This window comes from Paenibacillus sp. ACRRY (assembly GCF_022346995.1).
Classification (GTDB): domain Bacteria; phylum Bacillota; class Bacilli; order Paenibacillales; family Paenibacillaceae; genus Paenibacillus.
The window spans coordinates 122,094-137,973 of record NZ_JAKRNM010000005.1 but is presented as its reverse complement, the minus strand read 5'-3'; the positions used below and the strand labels follow the sequence as shown (position 1 = coordinate 137,973).

Here is a 15,880-nt window from a genome sequence, read left to right as displayed (position 1 = left end):
CACACCTTCATGTGCCGCTTATTTATTTTACTCCTGGTCTTCGCCGGAATCATCCGAAGCTTCACGTACTTTGTACTTGTCCAGACGCATCTGCTGATACTCACGCAGCGCCTCTTCGCCCACAATGACTTCCACGCGGTGAATGTTCATGCCTTTGCCCATGAATTTCTGCTCGTATTCCGTCATGACATGCTCTTCATTCAATCCATCACGGTGAAGGTTCAGGGACAGGTTGGTCATTTGCAGACCGTAGTCGGCAATCGCATTGAGCGAGAACTCGAACAATGTCTCCGAATCGGTTTTGAAATGAATTTGGCCCTTGGCGTTAAGCAGCTCCGTGTATTTTTTCAAGAACCGCGGATGAGTCAAACGACGGCGTGCATGCTTGGCTTTTGGCCATGGGTCACTGAAGTTCAGATAGATCCGTTCCAGTTCAGCCACTTCGAACACTTCCTCGATCTGTTCAATGTTTGCCAGTACAAGCTTCACATTGGGCGGAGTTTCTACATCAGCCTCACTCCACGCATTACGGGCCTTCTCACTAGCCCGGCGCACCAATTCATCATACATATCAATGCCGATAAAATTGTATTGCGGATATTTATAACTCATTTGGCTGATAAATTGACCTTTACCCATACCAAATTCAACAAAGATCGGATGGTCGTTGCCAAACAGTTCAGACCATTTTCCCTTGTACTGTTTAGGTTCCAGAACAACAAGGTCCACTTGCTCCTCCAGATTTTCCCGAATCCCTTTTCTGCCACGTAAACGCATTTTATTCCTCCGTTTGTCCATACTTGTCTCAGACTCATTTTGCCGAAGAACCGGCCAATTGTAAAGAGCAATGAAAAAGGAATCTTCGGATCTGCCACTTGGGGCAAATCTCAAAGATTCCCTCTTCGATTTATTTGGAATTGGGGTCCAACTACTTTAATAGTTCATAGTCTACCTTATCTTGGTGTGAAAAATCAAATGTCTTTTCGAAAGCTGTGCGAACTTTTTGTCTTGCAGCCGCTTCCACTTTCGGATTGCCATTAAAACGAACACCTGTCAAAGCCAGTGCCTCTTCTGCCGTCAGTTCTACTGAAACATGGTGAAGATTATTGTTTTTAACTTGGGAATTCATTCATATCACCTCACGGTATAGTATGGTCCATGACGTCAATTTTGATTCAAATGCTATGATGAATAGTACCCATTGGATGCTGTCTGACGTTAAGTTAAATATAACACATGGTGTAAACTATAGCAAGCGAAAAACCTTGATAAACCAGTCTATTTTTGAGTTTGAATTCCCCTTTTTTTGCGTTTTTTGATACAATGGTTAAAGTCCATGGAGACACGGATTTTAAAGATCCGTTCTATCACGTGAATAGATAAACATCTGTCTCTCCCAAGAGGGAATGCGGCAGCCCAAAGGAGCACCCTGAAGATGAATGCACCTGCAATACAACCTCCTCTTTCCTGGGGAGATAAACGATTCCACACCTGGAATTACGAAATGCGAAATGAGTTCAACAATAAAGTGTTCAAGGTTATGCTTGACGCAGGATTCACCTGCCCAAACCGTGACGGTTCAATTGCCAAGGGCGGATGTACCTTCTGCAGTGCCAGGGGATCAGGAGATTTTGCCGGCAGCAGACGGGATGATCTGGTTACTCAATTTAATACGATTCGGGACAAACAGCACCTAAAATGGCCTACGGCCCAGTATATCGGCTATTTTCAGGCTTATACCAACACATATGCTCCTGTTGAGGAGCTCCGTGAGTATTTTGAAGTGATTTTACAGCAGCCTGGTGTGGTCGGTCTTTCCATTGCCACTCGCCCCGATTGCTTGCCTGATGATGTTGTGGATTACCTGGCCGAATTGAATGAACGTACCTATCTCTGGGTTGAAATGGGACTTCAAACCGTCCACGAGTCTACCTCAACGCTAATCAACCGCGCGCATGACACCAAATGTTATGAAGAAGCGGTAGAGAAGCTGCGGAAACGGAATATACGCGTGTGTACACATATCATATATGGCTTGCCTCAGGAAACGCATGAAATGATGCTGGATACCGGACGTGCCGTAGCCAATATGGATGTGCAAGGCATTAAGATCCATCTCCTGCACCTCATGCGCAAGACGCCAATGGTCAAACAGTATGAAGCCGGGCTTCTTCGATTCCTGGAACAAGACGAGTACATCAAACTGATTGTCGATACACTCGAGATGCTTCCACCGGAGATGATCGTGCACCGCCTCACTGGAGATGCTCCGCGTGATCTGCTGATTGGACCCATGTGGTCCATGAAAAAATGGGAAGTGCTTAATTCCATTGACCGCGAATTGCGTTTACGTGATTCATGGCAGGGTAAATATTGGAGGGGAGCATAAGATGGGCTTTCTCTCGGTTCTTAGCTGTGCCCATCAATGGGTATCCTCCCGTTTGCAGCCCGGGGATTCTGCCATTGATGCCACAGTAGGTACAGGTGCGGATACCCTGTTTCTCGCACAGCAAGTTGGCAAACGCGGTCAGGTCATCGGTTTTGATATCCAAAATGAAGCACTAACTCTGGCTCAAGCCCGAATTCGTAAACAGGAAGACGGCTCAAAGCTCGGTTCCATCTCCCTGATGGAGTTAAGCCATGACCGAATGGCTGAAGCTGTTCCCGAGCAATGGCAGGGCCAAGTTGGCGCAGTCATGTTCAACTTGGGATACCTGCCCTCCGAAGGTGCGGATGCTTCTGTGATTACCCAAACGGACAGCACGATTGGAGCATTAGAAGCCGCACTGGGCTTACTGAGGCCACGCGGTATAATAACAGCCGTATTGTACCCGGGTCATGATGGTGGTGCACAGGAGGCAGATGCAGTACTTGCCTGGTGTTCGGCATTGCCTGTAGACCAGGCACAAGTTGTCATCTACCGCCAGCTGCAGCGCGCAGCCTCTCCTTTTCTGATTGGCATTGAGAAAAAGTAATTTCCTTTACTCTCCAAATGCCATAAAATAAACACATTAAATAGCACGACATCGCTGTGCACGAATGGGCCAAGCTCTAACCTTGGCTCGTTTACTATGACGATGCGTGCTTTACATACTTGTCTGCTGCAACCGTATACAATCCGGAATGTACAGGCATGGAATTGATTAAAGCGATTCACCACTTCATATACTAGAGGAGAGATTACGATGTCTAAGCCATACCCACTGCAATTTCAACCTGAGTTTAAGGAACGTGTATGGGGAGGTCGGGCGCTGGAGCAATTCGGTCTGACACCACCTGAAGGACATATTGGAGAAGGATGGATGATTGCAGATCATCCTAACGGTACAACCAAGGTCATTAATGGCGAACTTGCTGGTAAAGGCCTCGATGAAGTACGGGAACAGCTAGGTACTTCGTGGCTCGGAACAAAAGGTGTATCTGAAAAAGGCGGACGCTTCCCCCTTTTGATCAAACTGCTTGACTGCAATGATGATTTATCCGTACAGGTTCATCCGACAGATGATTATGAAGCCCTGCCTCCAGGAGAACTTGGCAAAACGGAAATGTGGTATGTGCTGGACGCGAAACCGGGAGCGCACATCATCTATGGATTAAACGAAGGAGTCGATCGTGCGGTCCTAAAGGAAGCACTGGAGAATGGCACGGTGATGGATACGCTCCGTCAAGTACCGGTTGAAGCGGGAGATACATTCTTCATCCCAGCCGGAACGGTACATGCTCTGTGCGCAGGAGTGGTTGTTGCCGAGATCCAGCAAAATTCGGATACAACTTACCGGATCTACGATTATAATCGCCCAGGACTGGATGGAAAACCACGTGAGCTGCATGTTGAAGATTCCTTGAATGTGACTGCCTATGAGGGTGCTGGTGCTACCACAATGAAAACCAATAATGCGACACCAGGCGAATGGCTGAAGCTTGCGGAATGCCCTTACTTTGTCGTAGAAAAAGGAATTGTTACAGATCGGTGGGAACTCTCTACCCATGCTGACAGTTTCACCATTCTCGTCGTTTGTGAAGGGAACGGAACCTTGGAATGGGACAATGATACTCAGGAAAAAATTGAATTAAGCGCTGGACAATGCTACCTGCTGCCTGCCAATCTTGGAGCGTATACGCTGGATGGCAATACGACAGTTCTTCGTTCTTATCTACCTTAATCAAACCAGTGAAGGAGGGGTTACACGATGCAGGAATCTACGTTTGCCCTTGTGGGTAATGAAGGTACCCGCATTCATGTCTACCGCTGGCTTCCCGATCCGGAATGCGATATCAGAGGCGTTGTACAGATTGCGCATGGCATGGCCGAGACCGCAGCACGATATGCAGAATTCGCCGAGTGTCTTACCAGTCACGGGTATGCTGTCTACGCCAATGACCACCGAGGACATGGAAAATCCGTCGAGAATCCGAAACTGCTCGGCAATGCCGGAACAGACGCCTTTCGCTGGATGGCAAGTGATATGATCAATCTCGGTGAGGTCGCATCCAAGGAAAATCCGGGAATCCCCTTGTTTCTGATGGGACATAGTATGGGGTCATTCTTGGTACAGTATCTGATGTATGCTGCACATGAACGTTACCATGCATTTATTTTGTCCGGAACCAATGGGAAGCGCGGTCTTCTCCGATTTGGTGAAAAACTCGCACTCATGCAGTGTGGTATCCAAGGTCCGGCACATCCGAGCATGCTGCTCAACGCCATCGTGTTTGGCGGATTTAACCGTTCTTTCCGTCCAGCAAACACACCATTTGATTGGCTATCGCGTGATGCGGACGAAGTTAAACGATTTATCGACGATCCATTATGCGGAGCCATCTGTACAGCCGGATTCTTTCGTGATTTTTTCAAACTGTTGTTGGAAATCCATATGCCCGAACACATGAAGCGGATTCCAAAAGATAAAGCAGTGTATCTGTTCTCCGGAGAGATGGACCCGGTCGGACTGAATGGTAAAGGCGTATTTAATCTGGTCTCCCAATACAGACAGCTTCAGATTCATGATGTGGAGTATCGCCTGTATCCCGAAGGACGGCACGAGATGCTGCACGAGACCAATCGTGAAGAAGTATGCTTGCATGTGGTTAACTGGTTAGAGCGTCACACGCCTGGCTCAGAGCAAGACAGCACGAATGAGACTCGCGACACACTCGCTGACACTGTCTGACTTTCCTTGCAAGTTAATAACAATACGAAAGCCCCAACCAAGGGACACAGTTTGCGCTGTGCTCCAGGTAGGGGCTTTCTGCTAGGTGAATCTATAATGATTGCTAATGATGTTTCGGTCCGTGTTATCCTTCAATGAGCAAGGATTCTGGATCTTCCAACAGTTCCTTCACCGTAACGAGGAAGCGTACTGCCTCGCTACCATCGATAATGCGGTGATCGTAGGACAATGCGATATACATCATCGGACGATTTTCCATCCGCTCTGCGTCGATCGCAACCGGACGAAGCTGGATCTTGTGCATACCGAGAATACCCACTTGAGGTGTATTCAGGATTGGCGTTGACAACAAGGAACCAAATGTTCCGCCATTGGTAATCGTAAACGTACCGCCTTGCAGGTCGGAGAGCGCAAGGGAGTTGGAACGAGCTTTGGAAGCCAGGTCCGCAATGCTCTTCTCAATCTCAGCGAAGCCCAGACGATCTGCGTCGCGAACGACAGGAACAACAAGACCTTCCTTGGCAGAGACTGCGATTCCGATGTCGTAATATTTTTTGAGTACAACATCTTCCCCATCAATCTCAGCATTAATTGTCGGGAACTTTTTCAATGCGCCAACCACAGCTTTGGTAAAGAAAGACATGAATCCCAGGCCGATATCGTGCTTCTCTTTGAACTTGTCCTTACGGCGTTTACGAACATCCATGATTGCAGTCATGTCTACTTCGTTAAAGGTTGTCAGCATTGCCGCCGTTTGCTGTGCTTCTACCAAACGCTTCGCAATGGTAGCCCGGCGACGGGACATGCGTTGGCGTTCAACCGGTTTAGCATAAGTAGAACCTCCAGCTGCCGGAGAACTTGCTGGTGCTGCCGGAGCTTTGCTTGCAGGAGCTGGCGTTGAGGCCGGTGCCTGCGTGTTATGACTTTTTACATCTTCCTGATACACACGTCCAATCGGATCTTTGCTCTGCACCTGATCCAGCTCAATGCCGCGCTCGCGGGCAAGTTTACGTGCAGCTGGTGATGCCGTTTTGGTGCCATTCTCGGAAGATTCCGGAGCTGCAGCTGCAGGTGGAGTTGCTACTGCTACTGCCACTGCTTCTGGAGCTGGGGCCTGTTGCTGTTCAGCAGCCGGCTGGGAAGCGGGTGCTCCGCTTCCTCCTCCTGTTCCTGCTCCGAGCGTACCAATAGTTTCTCCAATTTCAACGGTCTCGCCTTCCTGGCGAATAATTTTCTCGAGTACTCCGCTCTCTTCGGCACTGATTTCGATATTCACCTTATCTGTTTCCAGCTCCAGAAGAACGTCGCCCTGATTTACGGTTTCGCCTTCTTTGACAAGCCATCTGGAAACCGTTCCTTCGGTAATCGATTCACCCATTGCAGGTACTTTAATTTCACTCACAGCTGTTACCTCCCCAGTGGAATATTATTCTTCGTCGTTTGCTTCAACGCGGATGTAATAATCTGTTGCTGTTCCATGCTATGCACAGTTTGATAACCGCTGGAAGGACTCGCATGTTCCGGGCGGCCTTCGTATCTCACGGTTGTTCCTTCCGGTGCAATAGCGCGCAAGCGAGGTTCCATGTATGTCCAGGCTCCCATGTTTTTGTTCTCTTCCTGAACCCAAACCAGCTCTTTCAGCTTGCTGAAACGTGCAAGTACGCGCTTGATTTCTTCCGCCGGGAACGGATACAGCTGTTCAACACGAATAATGTGAAGCCAGGACCAGTCTGCTTTGTCTTTCTCAAAAGCGTCCTCGAGATCGATGGCGATCTTACCACTGCACAGAATGATGCGTTCTACGCGATCCGGTTTGGTTCCAAGCCCTGCTTGTTCAAGTACGGGCTCAAACGTGCCTTCGCTAAGTGCTGCAGCAGGTGACGCAACACGCGGATTACGAATGAGACTCTTCGGCGACATCAAAACCAGAGGACGTGCATCTTCTGTTTCAGTCAATGAAGCCTGACGGCGCAGCAGATGGAAATACTGGGATGCACTCGTCAAGTTGGCAACTGTCATATTATCTTCTGCACAGAGCTGCAGGAAACGTTCGAGACGGGCACTTGTATGCTCAGGTCCCTGTCCTTCATTGGCATGAGGAAGCAGCATGACGAGACTCGATTTCTGAGACCATTTGGCACGGCCAGCAGATACGAATTGGTCAAATATAACCTGTGCACAGTTGGCGAAGTCACCGAATTGAGCTTCCCAGATGACAAGCGTATCCGGAGAATACACGTTATATCCATACTCGAATCCAAGTACCGACTCTTCCGACAGCGGGCTGTTGTAGATTGCAAACGCTGCACGTGCTTGCGGCAGATGATGCAGCGGGCAAAATGTTGTCCCGTTCTCCGAATCATGCAATACCAGATTTCGGTGAGCGAAGGTTGCACGTTCAGCGTCCTGTCCGCTGATCCGAATTGGCTTGCCGTCAGCCAAAATCGTGGCAAATGCCAGTGTCTCGGCAAGACTCCAGTCCACTTTTTCGCCCTCGTTCAGGGAAGTGCTGCGACGCTGCAAAATACGCTGCAACTTCGGATATACATTGAAGTTCTCTGGCCATTTCAACAGATCGGCATTAATGCTGCGCAGATTCTCCATCGGTACGGCGGTTGGAATCAATGACACTGCCTCTGGTTGAGTGGCTTTCAGCTGTGACTGTTCATGAACTTCGTTTTTCTTCATTTGTTCATAAGCATCCTTCAGACGGTTCGTCACTGCATCACGAATGCTGCCAATGGATGCATCATCAACAACCGCTTCCTGCTTGAGCTGGTCTTGATACAGATGACTCACTGTAGGGTGACTTTTTACTTTTTCATAGACTTTCGGTTGTGTTGTCTCCGGATCGTCCGTTTCATTGTGACCATAGCGGCGGTAACCGATCAAATCAATTAGGAAATCCTTTTTGAACTTGTTGCGGTACTCTGCTGCCATGCGAATCGCTGCGATACATGCTTCCGGATTGTCTGCATTCACATGCACAATCGGAATCTCGTAACCTTTGGCAAGGTCACTCGCGTAATAAGTAGAACGGGAATCGCTGCTATCGGTTGTAAACCCGAGACGGTTGTTCACGATAATATGAATCGTTCCGCCGTTCTGATAGCCAGGGAGTGCTTTGAAATTGAGCGTTTCCGCCACAATACCTTCACCAGGGAAGGCTGCATCGCCATGCATCAGAATTGTCGCTGCTTTTGTAACGTCCTGTTTCGGATATCCCGGATCACGCCGATCATCCTGCGCCGCACGTGCAAAGCCTTGAACAACTGGGTTAACGTACTCCAGATGACTCGGATTGTTAGCAAGTGTCAGACGAGCCTGTACTGCTTCGCCATCTTTTACAAAGCGGTTCGCACCAAGGTGATATTTGACATCCCCCGTCCAGCCGTAATTGATTCCTGTCGATCCTTCAGAAGGAACCAGATCCTTGTTCGGGGAATGATGAAATTCAGAGAAAATTTTGCTGTATGGTTTGCCGAGGACATGAGCGAGCACGTTCAGACGTCCCCGGTGAGCCATCCCCATCAGAATATGGCTTGAGCCCGAGTGTGCCATAATGCGTACTGCTTCATCCAGCATCGGTACAAGCACGTCGTTTCCTTCAATAGAGAAACGTTTCTGTCCCACAAACGTTTTGTGAAGGAAATCCTCGAATTGCTCTACCTCAACCAAACGTTCCAGCAGTGCTTTCCGTTCATCCTGATCCAGTGGTGCCGGGGACGTACGGGATTCTGCACGGCGGTTAAGCCACTCGCGTTCATGAACTTCATGAACATGGCTGAATTCATAAGCGATTGGACCTGTGTAGATCTGGCGCAGACGCTGAATGGCATCCCAGCCGTTGGTCGTCTGTCCATCTGCACCTTCCCAAATCAGGGATGCGGGCAGTGCTTTCAAATCTTCCTCATTCAATTCAAAATGCTTCGGTTCCAATAAAGATGTATCTGAATCTTCACTTATGCCAAGCGGATCAATATCCGCGGCAAGGTGACCATAAGTTCGAATATTCCAAACCAGTTTCCCGGCTGTAACCGCTTTCTGTAATAATTGAATATCCACGCTCCCGGAAGCTGTTTGGGCGTTGCCGGAATAAGTGGCTGTATGTGCATCTCTGCCAGGCATCGGCGGAGCACCCCATTGTTCAAACAATTCCCGATATGCGGGTGTAACCGATTCAGGATCCTGTGAGAATAATTCATATTGTTCTTGTACGTATCCCAAATTGGGTCCATAGTAACTTTCCCAGGGCTTCTTGTTGCGTTCCTCGATCGTCATCGACGTTCCCTCCGTCTTGATTTAGTCGTGTTTTTTGACGGAAATCATTGACTAAGCCGTAATTTGCGTTCGTTCAACATTTTAAGCGAAATTTTTCATGAAGTCCAATCATCGTGATGTTGGGGGTAAATAACGTTGTTCCGACGCTCCCGTCAAGGTTTGTCTGCGTTTTCAAAAACATAATAAACAATAATTGGAAATCCCGCCGACACAGATGTCGAATAGTGTTCAGATCTGTTCGAGGGTTACATCTAACTCAATGTAAATCGAATTCGTTTTCTAATGTCTATTCTATAAACTTTTACGCTCAGGAGCATTTCCTATTTTTAGTTCAATTGATGCATAAATTAGATGAATCAGATAAATGGAGCATAAACTCTGCATATCGCCAATACATGAGCTCCAAAGTTTCCGCATTAACCCCCTTTAATAAGAATTGTGGTCCATAACCAGTCAAAACAAACCGTCCAGTTAAACATTAACCATTTGAGAACACATTCAACAAAAAAAGACCATGAATCGTCAGATTCACAGCCTTCGCTTCTGTGTACCATTTCGAATCGGAGTAGCGGGATTTGAACCCACGACCTCACCCACCCCAAGGGTGCGCGCTACCAGGCTGCGCTATACCCCGATAAATCGCAAATTGAATTCGCGAATTATAACGTGTAGTTCTTTTCCGTATCCCCAAATCGCTGGATCCTAATGCGGGACCCCATTCAAAATATAACCAAATTATACCTTATGCTCATTTCATCTGGCAATATATAACATTGCGTCCACCTATGTGTTTCTTTAAAAACACTTTCGTACCGAATACTTGTATCTCGATATCCAACTCTGACTCCTAACTACGTCCAAAGATCATATGTGAAGCAAATGGTGTTAAGGAGAGCTGGTGAATCTGCTCCATTGCAAACCAAGCCGCACCCAATGAATCTTCACCATCCGGGTCCTTCCTGATCTCACTTGCCTGCTTGTCAGACTTCAACTGCACATCATACAAAATGCCGATATGATGAAGCTCCTCAGGTATCTCCTGATACACCCAATGCACAACAGTAGATTCCGCAGAACGAATAGTCACCTGCACATCTGTAAGTCCCGTTTCTTCTTCGATTTCGCGGTGCAGGGCAGTTTCCGGTTGTTCTCCGAATTCCATTCTGCCGCCAGGCAGATCCCAACACCCTTTATACGCCCCTCGTGCTTTATGGATTAACAATATCTTGTGACCCCATCGAATGAGGCCATATACCCCCAGATGTGTATGTTGATTCATGGATGACTCCTTCTTTCATCTGTGAGGTATCTGACTTGTTCCTCCAATTTTCGTATCCGCTTATTCATCTGATAAAACGATGGAGTGAAGATTAACCCCGTTATAATGACAACCACCCAGAGCATACTCAAAGGCTTCAGCTCCCCTCTTCAGATTCATTTAGAATGCAATGACAAACGAATATCCAGCTCACTTCCTTCGATCAACATGGCGGTTAACCCATGCTCCGAACCGGACCGATGGTTTTCACCGTCCATCCAAAACGCGGCTTCTCCTGCCTGGATAACTACACGTTCCCCCGTTTCACCTTCAACCCAACCTTCACCTTCAAGTACCAGAAACACTTGCTCCCCTACAGCCGGATGCTGCCCCAATTCTCCGCCTCCAGTAAGTTTGAGATAAGACACATGGCAACCCGAGGTGTTTTGAAGTATTGGCGCAATTTTAGCTCCGCTACTTCCAAAAGCGGTAACGATTCGCGCATATTCAGGCTCTACACGGTAAATTCTCACTTGTTGTTTTCCTCCGCTAAGGTATCCACGTCCACCGCCAGACGGATCATATCCACGCAGCGAATACCGTCCTCAATAATCTCTTCCTCGTAATGTCTTACAAAATAGTCACGATCAACTCCTATAATGCGAAAACCGCAACGTTGATACAGCTTCAACTGATGAAAGCTAGAATTGCCTGTTCCGATCTCGACAGTTCGGCAGCCCAGCCTGTCTGCTGCTTCAATTGCTTCCTTAATCATGTGCTTGCCGACGCCTTGTCCCTGCAATTCTTCCTGAACGGCAATATTAACAATCTCAACAGTCTCAGGACGGGTCTTAAGCAAAACAAACTCGCCTACCATCTCGCCTTCATATTCGGCGATAAAACATACGCCACGACTTAAATATTCGTCTACTTTGGCTTTGGAGGGATCAGCCATTAGCAAAAGTTCATAGGGCTTTTCCTCTTCCCAATCCAGTATTCGGAACGTTAGTCTCATGCGAATCTCCACCTTTTCATCGTACAATATTCATTTACAGCCCGTTTGCAGAAGCCTATGTATCAGCTAAAACTCTAAACTGGGGTAATTCTCTTCACATGCCGGCACTAGGATTAATAGCGAAATACATCTTGAACTCTCTTCTAATCTGGTTATAGCAGGACATCTAATTAAATATAACTATTACTGCTGCGTTGCTCCATTCTGATTGGAATAATGGCGAACCATCATACCACTGGCTCTGTGCATGCCCTGCTTCTCATAGAAAGGCTGCGTTTCCGTATCGCATAACAGATCGATCATGTACAGACCCTGAAGCCTATTCAACATCCTCTCTGTTAACGTTGTCCCAATTCCCTTACCTTGGAACTCCGGCACCACTTCCAGCAATGGAATGTATGCACTGAGCACCCCGTCCGAAATGGCTTGAATAAAACCGATGACCTTCTCTGTCTCATCATCCACTGCAAGCTCAACTGCATACGATTGCTCCAACAGTCTCAAAAAAGTCGCCTTCGACGGTGGATTCGGCCAGCCATCAAAAAAATGTTCACTTAGTTGTCCCACACCTATTCCGTCCAGATTCGAACGGTACGAAATTCTCATCGCTGACCTCTCCCTTCAAAAAAGCAAACCTCATTATATCACAATATATGGATACGTATACATAGAAATGGATGATACATTTTGTTCAATCCCGGTGAGTATTCATCTGTTGCCATGTCCTTAATTACTTCTATTCCATTGCCATATCGGTATACACCATAAACGTTTCTTGTAGTGTACGGTTTGTCGACTTTTCCCAGATCACGCTTCGTTCAAATGTGCCTTCTTGAAAGAAGCGCGGGAATCGTTCTGCAAACCAACCCTGCATCGGCAAATCAAGCGCCTGTTCGACAGGTATCCAGAGCAATTCGCCTTCAGGCGGATCCTGCAATAGTTCACCTTCAAATGAAGTGGCCAGATAATTAAAAACCATATAGCGCAGTCCCTGCTCGGGATCGCAAAACTCATCCAAACCCTTGTATGTAATTTCACGGACCGCAAGTCCCGTTTCTTCCTTCACTTCCCTCATGGCTCCGTCCACAATGCTTTCTGGGAAATCCACCTTACCTCCCGGCGCAATATATCCCGGAAACCCCTTGCGATCAGGCCTGTTCATCAACAAAACCTTTCCATTGTGCTTGTCCCACATCATACACATCGTAAATATGTCAATTCTGGTACTCATCGTAATCCTCCTACCGTTGATCTCACATGGTTGTACATTAACATTTCTGGTCATCCCTTGAATTTTCCTGCCTCCAGATATAATTTCAGGGCAAGCAAAGAAAATAACTAAACAAACCTAAGTAAGCCCTTTTAGATAAAAAGGACTTAGCGATTTAGGATGACAATATATGAGTTTTGTTGATAAGCACTATAACATTTCATAACTTAATTACCTGATAAGGTAACGAGTAGAGGAGATGCTAGAGGTCCATCTGTCATAATTATATATATCATAATCATCAGATAGTAGCTCGTTTATGGTTACAGGAAATATTAAACTTTTATTTAAATGATTTATTGATTTCATGTCGGCGTTATTAAATCCATAAAGACAGGTTCGCTTATTAGAATATTCACATTGGATTTATTGTAACCAAATTTAACATCTGTGTGGACAGAATGGTTTGTATAATCCACTTCTAGTACATAAACGTTAACTCCATCAATATTCAAATACTGCCCTACACCAATATTTAGTACACTTGAAACTTGAGTAACGATAGCTGAATTTTGTAGTATTGTTCCTCTAATAGGCGTCGTTGGGGGTCTACCATACATTCCGGCAGTCACACAAATCCTCTCATGGACTTTTCCTAATGCAAAAGTTGTATTATTTACTCGATCATATTTGCTCCATATTTTTGCAGTGTAAGTAACGGGATGTCTAGCATCAGGAAAATCGTTATTCCTTAGGATACGGCTATTAACACTATCACCTTCCCAACTAATGCAGCGGCCATGAAAGGTTGCATCGCCTTGTGATGTTTCTGCAACACTATGAGGTATATCAACTTGTATAAAAATATTGCTTCTCATCGTAACAGTTCCTCCAGCTTTCATGCCAGTGTCCTCTCTGCTGTAGGTCCCCCCCGATTTTAAAGCTACATAATCACTTGCCAGATTTCCAGATCTTAAAACTACTCCAGCAACACAGGAATGAAAGTGATTGCCTTCAATGAATGAATAAGGCGCTCTCTTTAATATCAAACCTGTATTCGCATTAATTATGTTATTCGCTCGTATTTGAATACCATCTATTCGTAACGGATCAAGGAAAATTGCTGTTGAGCAATCGCGAATAGTGTTATCTTTTATAATACACGGCTCCCCGCCAGCGTGTTCTTTTGCTGTTCCCGCCCAAAACATTCCATATTCAAACCCTCTAATCCGATTACCACTAATTTCTGCTTGTAAAACCCCTTCCCCGTTATCAATCAAAACGCCTTTACCTAACGAACTTGGATATAAATTTGTTTCCCTTATTATATCGTTACCAATGACTCTACAATTTGGAATTCGAATATGGATTGCACCATCAAATATTTTGTTGTTTTGCCCCGGATTCACGATTCGATTGTATAGAATATCAACGCCTACATGATCGGAAGGTCCTGGCGAGTGAGGAGTTAAGTTGAAGGGGTTAACACGGGTTACAATTCCACCACCAGAACTGCCATTATCTCCACCAGGTTTTTGAGCAACACGTTCAAGGTAGTTATGTGAAATAGTAACACCATTAGTATATCTAATATAAATACCTTGTTCCCATGTTGCATATAAACGGTTATTGTGTACTTGAATATTTCCACGATAGGTCGGTGCATTTAGAGGATCGTGGAAGCTGCCCTTATATATCTGAATACCACAATTAGGACCAAGTATTATATTTTCACTGACAATTGAAGGATTTTCATTCCATGTTTGCGCTAGAGCATCAATACCAATATCAAGTCCAGGGACTTCGATATAATTATCAGATATAAGAAAATTCCCCGCATTACGAAGTTCCGCCGCCGAAGAAGTAAACGCAAAAATAATCGCTCCAGTATAAACATAACTTGAAAATGAGACGAAGCTACCATCCAATATTGATTCAACTGATTTTCCACTTTCACCATAAAACCAATTGTTAGAGATTGTGAATGTGTCACATCCACGGTATAAAATCCCTTGAGAAAACTTACGAAAAACACAGTCCTGAACAATCCACTCAGAACAACGATAGGCGTCAATACAACTGTTGTTCTTTCCAGGTCCAAAATTATGATAAGTACCTTTTTCCAATAAAATGTTCTGAGGTATGTTCTCAAACTCCAATGACTGAATAGACCAATCAAAGGTCCCTTCCTCAGCGTGGACCAGCGAAAATGCTGCTCCTACGGGATCCAGATTATCAATTCTCTTTATTTTTGCCTGCGCCCCTCGCCAATGAACACTGGATCGCTTAATAATTTTACTTTTCACCCCGTAGGTTCCAAATGGAAAAACAACAATACCGCCACCTCTTTGATAAACGAAGTTCTCAGCCGCCTGAATAGCGGGAGCGTCGTTGTTAACACCATCAGCTTTGGCGCCAAACCACTGAGGATAAACTGACTCTGTTTGAAATTCCCCATTTACCATTCCGCCCGATGAAATATCAAATACCCAATCATAAGGCCTTGCATCAATTGATCCTTGTATTGTTAATGTGACTCCTTTTTTTATTTTAAACCTTCCATTGCGTTGAAAAACAAGTTGCTTGTCAGCGGGAATGGTGACATCCTTGTCTAATAAAAATACGCCTTGTGGGATGATGATAATATCCTTTTCATTTGTAATAAGGGAACTTAGTGCAGCAGAGCTACTCTTAACTCCAGTGCGATCTGCACCATTCCATGTTATGTGAACTCCCCGATCCGCAACTTCTTCATCAATTTGAGTAAAGTTAGCGGATAACTTTTCACTATGAATCTCATCCTTTTCAGTTATCCCACTGTAAAGATTGAGGTATCTTGTTTTTTCTTTGTCCATAGCAGTCCAGCCTTTCTCAAAAAGTAAGAAACAACGGCTCATGCTACTTATGTATATTCAAGATGTTTATTTTTATGGATATAACTTTTA

14 protein-coding genes and 1 tRNA gene are annotated in these 15,880 nt (G+C 45.8%); 4 read left to right on the top strand and 11 right to left on the bottom strand.

The window, feature by feature from the left end; genetic code table 11:
- Positions 1-27: 27 nt before the first annotated feature.
- Both trmB and MH144_RS19040 read right to left on the bottom strand, forming a co-directional pair.
- Complete coding sequence (gene trmB, locus MH144_RS19045; protein WP_095359134.1) at positions 28-777, bottom strand: tRNA (guanosine(46)-N7)-methyltransferase TrmB; 750 nt, start codon at positions 775-777, stop codon at positions 28-30.
- A gap of 151 nt (positions 778-928) precedes the next feature.
- Positions 929-1,129 carry a hypothetical protein gene (locus MH144_RS19040; protein WP_095288345.1) on the bottom strand — a complete coding sequence of 67 codons (201 nt, stop codon included), beginning with the start codon at positions 1,127-1,129 and terminating at the stop codon, positions 929-931.
- A 306-nt stretch (positions 1,130-1,435) separates the two neighbouring features.
- Here MH144_RS19040 and mnmL point away from each other — a divergent pair, with 306 nt between their 5' ends.
- The 4 genes from mnmL (at position 1,436) to MH144_RS19020 (ending at position 5,171) form a co-directional block, all read left to right on the top strand.
- On the top strand, positions 1,436-2,389 hold the full coding sequence (gene mnmL / locus MH144_RS19035) for a tRNA modification radical SAM protein MnmL/YtqA (protein WP_239302889.1): 954 nt from the start codon (positions 1,436-1,438) through the stop codon (positions 2,387-2,389).
- A gap of 1 nt (position 2,390) precedes the next feature.
- Positions 2,391-2,975 (top strand): tRNA 5-(aminomethyl)-2-thiouridylate-methyltransferase MnmM, encoded by a 585-nt coding sequence (mnmM, locus tag MH144_RS19030; protein WP_239302888.1) that lies wholly within the window; start codon positions 2,391-2,393, stop codon positions 2,973-2,975.
- Positions 2,976-3,185: 210 nt separating this feature from the next.
- Positions 3,186-4,163 (top strand): type I phosphomannose isomerase catalytic subunit, encoded by a 978-nt coding sequence (locus tag MH144_RS19025; protein WP_095288348.1) that lies wholly within the window; start codon positions 3,186-3,188, stop codon positions 4,161-4,163.
- Positions 4,164-4,190: 27 nt separating this feature from the next.
- Complete coding sequence (locus MH144_RS19020; RefSeq protein WP_239302887.1) at positions 4,191-5,171, top strand: alpha/beta fold hydrolase; 981 nt, start codon at positions 4,191-4,193, stop codon at positions 5,169-5,171.
- Positions 5,172-5,295: 124 nt separating this feature from the next.
- Here the strand turns inward: MH144_RS19020 and odhB are convergent, their stop codons facing one another.
- From odhB to MH144_RS18975, 9 genes are all read right to left on the bottom strand, one after another.
- The gene (gene odhB / locus MH144_RS19015; RefSeq protein ID WP_239302886.1) at positions 5,296-6,573 is read right to left on the bottom strand and encodes a 2-oxoglutarate dehydrogenase complex dihydrolipoyllysine-residue succinyltransferase; all 1,278 of its coding nucleotides are present in this window, start codon (positions 6,571-6,573) and stop codon (positions 5,296-5,298) included.
- Between the two features lie 5 nt (positions 6,574-6,578).
- Positions 6,579-9,452, bottom strand: coding sequence for a 2-oxoglutarate dehydrogenase E1 component (locus MH144_RS19010; RefSeq protein WP_239302885.1), 2,874 nt, complete (start codon positions 9,450-9,452; stop codon positions 6,579-6,581).
- Positions 9,453-10,012: 560 nt separating this feature from the next.
- A tRNA-Pro gene (locus MH144_RS19005) sits at positions 10,013-10,086 on the bottom strand.
- Positions 10,087-10,299: 213 nt separating this feature from the next.
- Positions 10,300-10,731, bottom strand: coding sequence for an NUDIX domain-containing protein (locus tag MH144_RS19000; protein WP_239302884.1), 432 nt, complete (start codon positions 10,729-10,731; stop codon positions 10,300-10,302).
- A gap of 155 nt (positions 10,732-10,886) precedes the next feature.
- Positions 10,887-11,243 carry a cupin domain-containing protein gene (locus MH144_RS18995; protein WP_239302883.1) on the bottom strand — a complete coding sequence of 119 codons (357 nt, stop codon included), beginning with the start codon at positions 11,241-11,243 and terminating at the stop codon, positions 10,887-10,889.
- On the bottom strand, positions 11,240-11,725 hold the full coding sequence (locus tag MH144_RS18990) for a GNAT family N-acetyltransferase (RefSeq protein ID WP_239302882.1): 486 nt from the start codon (positions 11,723-11,725) through the stop codon (positions 11,240-11,242). The genes MH144_RS18995 and MH144_RS18990 overlap by 4 nt, the downstream gene beginning before the upstream one ends.
- Positions 11,726-11,908: 183 nt before the next feature.
- Entirely contained in the window at positions 11,909-12,331 is a 423-nt protein-coding gene (locus MH144_RS18985) for a GNAT family N-acetyltransferase (protein WP_239302881.1), read from the bottom strand.
- Positions 12,332-12,461: 130 nt separating this feature from the next.
- Positions 12,462-12,956: an 8-oxo-dGTP diphosphatase gene (locus MH144_RS18980; RefSeq protein ID WP_239302880.1), complete on the bottom strand. Its 495-nt coding sequence runs from the start codon at positions 12,954-12,956 to the stop codon at positions 12,462-12,464.
- A gap of 344 nt (positions 12,957-13,300) precedes the next feature.
- The gene (locus MH144_RS18975; protein ID WP_239302879.1) at positions 13,301-15,790 is read right to left on the bottom strand and encodes a right-handed parallel beta-helix repeat-containing protein; all 2,490 of its coding nucleotides are present in this window, start codon (positions 15,788-15,790) and stop codon (positions 13,301-13,303) included.
- Positions 15,791-15,880: the final 90 nt, after the last annotated feature.